This is a genomic window from Kitasatospora phosalacinea, from assembly GCF_000717185.1.
Lineage (GTDB): Bacteria > Actinomycetota > Actinomycetes > Streptomycetales > Streptomycetaceae > Kitasatospora > Kitasatospora phosalacinea_A.
Genome location: NZ_JNYE01000064.1, coordinates 39,834 through 45,833 on the forward strand (window position 1 = coordinate 39,834; position 6,000 = coordinate 45,833).

The 6,000-nt window shown below is 73.5% G+C and carries 5 protein-coding genes, 1 tRNA gene and 1 pseudogene; 4 read left to right on the forward strand and 3 right to left on the reverse strand.

Translation table 11 applies throughout. From position 1 onward, the window contains the following. Positions 1 to 125: 125 nt before the first annotated feature. Positions 126 to 380 carry a hypothetical protein gene (locus OO57_RS25055; RefSeq protein ID WP_033254894.1) on the reverse strand — a complete coding sequence of 85 codons (255 nt, stop codon included), beginning with the start codon at positions 378 to 380 and terminating at the stop codon, positions 126 to 128. 422 nt (positions 381 to 802) lie between these two features. Next, positions 803 to 1,507 (reverse strand): hypothetical protein, encoded by a 705-nt coding sequence (locus OO57_RS25060; protein ID WP_033254895.1) that lies wholly within the window; start codon positions 1,505 to 1,507, stop codon positions 803 to 805. 179 nt (positions 1,508 to 1,686) lie between these two features. Between OO57_RS25060 and OO57_RS44080 the strand changes: the two genes are divergently transcribed. From OO57_RS44080 to OO57_RS25065, 4 genes are all read left to right on the forward strand, one after another. Beyond that, a complete protein-coding gene (locus OO57_RS44080) occupies positions 1,687 to 1,836 on the forward strand; it encodes a hypothetical protein (RefSeq protein ID WP_158715224.1) in 150 nt (49 codons plus the stop codon). A 40-nt stretch (positions 1,837 to 1,876) separates the two neighbouring features. After that, positions 1,877 to 2,023 carry a hypothetical protein gene (locus OO57_RS44085; RefSeq protein WP_158715225.1) on the forward strand — a complete coding sequence of 49 codons (147 nt, stop codon included), beginning with the start codon at positions 1,877 to 1,879 and terminating at the stop codon, positions 2,021 to 2,023. 144 nt (positions 2,024 to 2,167) lie between these two features. Then, positions 2,168 to 2,243: transfer RNA gene (locus OO57_RS44090), tRNA-Pro, on the forward strand. Further along, positions 2,243 to 4,501: a hypothetical protein gene (locus OO57_RS25065; RefSeq protein WP_033254896.1), complete on the forward strand. Its 2,259-nt coding sequence runs from the start codon at positions 2,243 to 2,245 to the stop codon at positions 4,499 to 4,501. The genes OO57_RS44090 and OO57_RS25065 overlap by 1 nt, the downstream gene beginning before the upstream one ends. 186 nt (positions 4,502 to 4,687) lie before the next feature. Here the strand turns inward: OO57_RS25065 and OO57_RS41460 are convergent. Next, positions 4,688 to 5,802 (reverse strand): annotated as a pseudogene (locus OO57_RS41460) (IS3 family transposase). Between the last annotated feature and the right edge of the window lie 198 nt (positions 5,803 to 6,000).

The window sequence follows — 6,000 nt, forward strand, 5'->3', positions numbered from 1 at the left end:
CCTGTGGGGAAGAGGCGCCGAGGCTCCCGCCTTCGGGGCCCCAGAGCCCGACAGCGCAGAGAAGAACCGGCCTTGGGCACGTCAGCTGCGCGCGGGGCTGCCGTACAGCGCGGGCAGATGCCCGGTCAGGGGCGGGTGACGCGGTAGCCGACGAGGGTGTCGAGGGTGGTGTTCGCGGCGCCGCGCCGCTCGGGGGTCGTCATCAGCTCGCACGCGCGGTACACGCCGTCGGTGGTGGCGCCCTGACCGCCGCGGGCCAGGCGGCGGAACTCCGGGCCGGCGGCGCCGGGCACGCCGGGGTCGGTCAGGGCCGACGGCATCTCGCGCACCAGCTCGATGATCGCCCCGCACGCCAGCTCCACCAGCCGGGCCGTGGTCACCGCGTCCTAGACCAGCAGCGTCAGCGCCACGTCCTGGCACGACGGGCACGCCGCGAAGGCCGCCCGGTGACTTCCTCGAACAGCCTGCTGTCGGCCTGCCAGCCGCCCGGCTGCGGGATCGCCTCCAGGCCCCAACCGGGGTGGTCGTGCTCCGCCCCGGCCGCTGCCGACGCTCCCTGCCCGGCTTCTGACGTCCCACGGCGATCCTCCCCTTGCCCGCGGACCCGGCCGGTCCGCCAGCACCGTAGCGGCCCGGCGCGGCGCTCAGGGCGGCTACGGCCAGGCCCACCCGATCGGACGCTCCCGCCTGCGGTGCGCCGGCACCTTGGTGGGCACGCCAGCGTTCGTTGAGGCGCCTTGAAGCCCCGCCCGGTAGGCCTGGGTCGTCGAGGTGAGCGCGGTCAGGGGCGGCAGGCGGGTACCTACGGCTGGTCGGGGTTGGGCTCGTAGATGGCCGAGGTGGGGTGGGTCTTGATGATGGTCCTGTCGGCGGCGAGCTTGCGCAGGACGGCGCGGGCGCCCTTGTCGTCGGTGTCGTGGCCAGCGGCGGCCAGGGCTTCGACGGCTCGCCTGGCGTTCCAGGTGCCGCGCTGCTCCAGCACGGCGGCGCGCAGGTCGTCGGCCATGCTGCCGGTGCCGTCGTCCTCGATGCGGCGGACCCATTCGCGGCTGCGGCGCGCCCCGTGGGCGATCATGACCTGCGGCATGCTGCTGCGCAGGCCGGCGAGGGCGAGGTTCTCCAGGCGCCGACGGGCGTTGAGGATCGCGGTCTGGGCGGAGGCCGCCGCCTGGTCGGCCTTGCGCTTCTCCTCCTCGAAGCGCGCGATGTCGTTGGCGACCTCGGAGAGCGTCCGCTCCAAGGCCTTCCACTGCAGGTCGGTGCCCGAGGCCGCGACGGCCGCGGGCGCTCCCTGCGCGCGGGGGCCGTCCCAAACGCAGCACTGCAACTCGCCGAGCGGCTCGCTGCCGTCCATCTTCAGCCGGACCTCGAATGCCTCGTTCAGGAGGTCGGAGGCCAGCTGGGCCGCCGTGGCGTCGGTCTCCCGGACCCCGTACGGGTCGGCGGCGTGGTCCTTCCAGGTCGCTCCCGAGTCCAGGGTGACCCGGAGCGTGTACGCATACTTCATGGCCTCTCCAATGCTGTCGAGTTTTCAACACTCTACCTAAGAGCAACAACAGTTAAAACAGTTGGCTTTGCGCAAGTTGATTTCAAAACCTGCTCGGCGCTCGACCCTTCAGGGCTCGACCCAGGGGCACGGCCGCCGTTCCCGTCCGGCGAGGGGGTGCCAGACGGGGAGGCGAGGTCGTGCTGGAGGAGGTCCTCGAGGCGGGCGGCGGCGGCCGGGACGGCGGTGAGCATCTCGGCGAGGACGCGCTACTCCTCGGCGGCCAGGCGAAGGTTCGCCACCGCAGTGCGGGCCTGGGCGGTAGTGGTGCCGACCAGGACGATCAGTAGGCACGGGAAGGTCTTCCGGAGGCGTTTCCAGGGCCGACCGGTGCCGGTGAGGAGGAACAACAGCCGCGGGAAGCGCACCTACCGCCGCTCCCACAACAGCACCCGGCCGCCCTGCCCGGCCGCGATGGTGCCCGCGCGCATCCCGGCCGGGAGCGTCTTCGCCGACCTGCAGGCCCGCGTGGACTGACGGGTCCTCAGCCGACCGGCCGGGCGCGCGCCGCGGCCGCGTTCAAACCGCAGCGGACCAGCATCGATCCCGACGAGCGGACACGGTGAGCGGCCGGAATTCCGGTTGCCCTCCGTTCGTTTCGCCGCGTACTTTTCGGGTCAGCGGCACGTAGCTCGATCAGTGAGAGCACCAGGCTCGGGGCCTGGGGGTGCGGGGGCAGGGCCCGCCGTGTCGGCCATGGACAGCAACGCTGAGCAGCAGCACTCGACGACGACCGCCTCCACCGACTACGCGCACGGGCAGCTGGCCCGGGCGTTCGCCACGGCGCTCTCCCACCCGGATCCGGCGACCCGTTCCCGCGCCGACGCACGGGCGGGCCGCTGGCGCGCGGTGCTGGCAGGGATGCTGGACGGCAGCCTGCGGATCGGTTCCCGGACGCCGGTGGCAGGCCTGCCCGCCTGGGTGACGCCGGAGGTGGAGCGCGGCGGGTTCGCAACCGGACGGGCCTGCGCCGAGGGGCCGTTGCAGCCCTACGAGGTGGCGGCCTGCCGGGCTGCGGGGATCCCGGAGGGTCGGGCCGAGCTGTTCGCGTACTCGCTCACCGAGGCCGGGCTGGCCGGGCTGTGGGCGCTGCTGGACAGCGGGCGCTACCGGGTGACGGTGCCCGAGGAGGCGGCGCTGCTGACCGTGGCGTGGCTGGTGCGGGTCGGCGAGCAGTCGGCGGCTCTCCAACTGGTCGGGGTGCTGGCGCCTTTCGCGGCGCGGCTGCGCTTCACGCCCCCGCCGGGTGACAGCGCCGGTGCTGCGCACGACGCGGTCCACCGGCGGTCCGTCGGCGACGCCGTCACCGCCCTGGCCTCCCGGAGGCCGAACCGGTCGGTGGAGAGCCAGCGCGAGGCGCTGACGGTGTGGCTGCCGTTCTCCGACGAGCTGCTGGCGCACTGGCTGGAGGCAACGGAGGACGGGCAGCCGCTCGACGCGGACCCGGGCCCCGAATGGCGGCGGCGCGGCGCCGAACTGCTGCTGCGCTACCGGACGCTGGCCGCCGCGCACCCGCTGTGCGGCAAGCACCGCAGGCACGGGACCAACCTCGCCGTGCTGCGGTCCGCGCTGGAGACCGCGGCCACCGGCGAGCCGCTCAACCCCCGGCTGCGTGGACTGCTGCGGGCAGCCGTGGACGGCATGGTGCGCAAGCGCGGACTGCCCGGGTCCGAAACCCACTCCGCGCTGCGGGCGACCCAGGCCGAGCAGGCCGCGCTGCCCTCCCACCACGCGATCGCGCAGGTGCTGCTGAGCCGTCTCGCGGTGCTCGGCCAGGGCGACGGCCTGGCCGATCCGGACGCCGTGCTGATGCCGGTCACCGCCGCCGAGGCGGCCGAGTCCGGTGTCCCGGCCGGGGCCGCGGTGCCGGCGGCGCTGTTCAAGCCGGTGCTGGCGGCGACCAGCGCGCCCGTCGAGACGCTGGTCGAGCGCGGGTTGGTGCCGTCCGCCGAAGTGCTGGCGGAGCTGGCGCCGCAGCTGGCCGCTGCGGCGGAGGCCGGGGCGCACGCCGATCCGGCGCTGCGCGGCCTGGTGTCGGCCGGTCACCGCGCGTTCGCCGGGCGGCGGTCGCTGCTGCTGCTCGACTACGCCCACCAGGTCCGGGCGGAGGAACTGCCCTGGGTCCGGGCGGTTGGCCCGTACCGTAGCGGCGATCCGGCCGCCCAGCAGAGCGGGCTGGCCGCGCTGCGCCGGCTCGGCGAGCTGGCCGTGGGCACCTTCCCCGGGACGATCCTGCCGAACCCGCTGATCAGCGAGCTGGCCGGGTTGGCGCGGCGGGCCGATTCCGCGCTGCCGTTCACCGAGGAGCTGGCGGCGGATATCTTCATGGGCGGCTTCACCCCGAAGTTCGCGGCGGCCGCCGGGATCGCCGCGGGCCTGCTCGAGGGGACGCTGTACGAGCGGTACTTCGGCATCGACTACGCCGGGGTGTGGGCGCTCGCCCAGCGTGCCGAGGAGGACAGGGAGCGGTCGGTGGTCGCCCGGGAATTCTCGGAGCTGTGCCGCCGTCGCGCCGGCAGCCCCGCACGCCGCGGATCGGTGGCCGCCAACGGGACGGTGATCGAGCAGGCGCAGATCCTCACCACGCACAACCTGGCCGTCCTCGCCGGACCGGTCGGCGTCGTGCCGACGGGCGGCTGGTCGGCGGCGGCACTCGGCGCGTTCACCACCGCGCGGCGGCTGGTGGCGCTGGCCGAGCGGCTGCCGCGGCCGCTGCCGGTGGTGAAGAACGCCGCGTTCGCCTGGCGGCAGCTGGTCTTCCACCTGTCGCTCTGCCCGCCGCAGGAGCAGGCGGCCGTCCTTGCCGAGATCGAGCGCGACCATCCGCCGCGGCTCGCCCCGGCGGTGGCCGGCCTGCAGCTCGCGACCGCTGGCGGCGGGGTCGAGCCGGACGGTGCCGACGGTCGGCGTTTCCTGGGTTGGACGGTGGGCCCGCACTGGCTGCTGCGGCGCTGACGTGCTGGCGGTCCGGGTGGGCCGGTGTCGTTTGAGGCTGGCCGGTGGTGCCTGGTTGGGTTGCTCTTTGGTCAGCTTGGTTTGGTGGTTGCCGAGGGGCTTACGGTCAGGCTGTGGCCGGGGTGGTGACCAGCTGTCCGGCTTCGAGGCGCCGGGTGTTGAACCGTTCCGGGTTCGGTAGAGGCCTCAGTTTGTGGTTGTGACCTGTGGTTTTGTGGTTGTGAGGTGGTAGGTGTTCTCGTATTCGACGGGCGGGACGTGGCTTATCTCGCCGTGGGGTCGGCGGTGGTGGTAGCAGTCGATCCACTCGGCGGTGGCGAGTTCGATCTGCGAGAGTGTGCGCCAGGGCCGCCGGGGTTTGATCAGTTCGGTCTTGAACAGCCCGATCGTGGACTCCATGAGGGCGTTGTCGTGGGCGTCGCCGACCGGCCCGGTGGAGGCGGCGATGCCGGCGGCATCGAGGTGCTGGGCCAGGCGGGAAGGCGTGTACTGACTGCCTGCGTCGCTGTGGTGTGTCAACTCGCCGCGCTTGGGCGGGTGTCCGTCGCGGTCGCGCTGCCACAGGGCCTTCTCCGGGGTGTCCAGGACGAGCCTGGTCTGCTGCGTGGTCGCGGCGGACCAGCCGACGATGCGACGGGAGAAGGTGTCCACGACGAACGCGACGTGGACGGCGCCGGCGAATGCTGCCACGTGGGTGAGGTCCGCGACCCGGCACCGGTTCGGTGCGGAGGCGACGAAGTCGCGGTCGACCGGGTCGGGGGCCCGTCGGGCGGACGGGTCGGGGACTGTGGTGGCCACGCGCTTGCCGCGGACGGCTCCGGTGATGCCGAGCTCGCGCATCGGCCGCTCGACGGTGCAGCGGGCCACCGCGTGGCCGCGGCGGTTCAGCTCGCGCCAGGTCTTGCGGGCGCCGTAGACCCGGAAGTTGTCCAGTAGGTGGAGGGGGCGATGCTGCAGCCGTGCTCGGAGAAGTACGCGGCAGATCGGCTCGACACCGCCGAAGCGGCCCCGGTGCCCGTCGATGAACGCTACGAGCGCAGGTGTGGCCGGTCGAGCCCGGCCGCGAAGGTACCCGCCGCGGCCTTGAGGACCTCGTTCGCGCGCTTCAGCTCGGCGATCTCCTTCTTCGCCTTGATCTGCGCGGACTCCTCCGTCGTCGCCCCTGGGCGCTGCCCTGCGTCGACCTGGTCCTGCTGGAGCCAGTTGCGCAGCGTCTCGGCCGAGCCGGTGCCCAGTTTCTCCGCGACGGCCCGCAGCGCGGCCGACTCGTTCGGGTGGTCGCCGAGGACCTCGGCGACCATGCGCACCGCACGAGGGCGCAGCTCAGGCGGGTAGGAAGAGAGACGTGCCACGACTCGAACCCTTACACGAAATCGAGCCTCCACCGAACCCGGGGTGGTTCACTGTGCCGCCCGCCGCGTTCAGAGCAGGAGCGGCCCCGCTGCGCGGCGACGGGCGCCACTCCATGTCCGCTGCCACGTGGCACGGTGGAAGGGAGG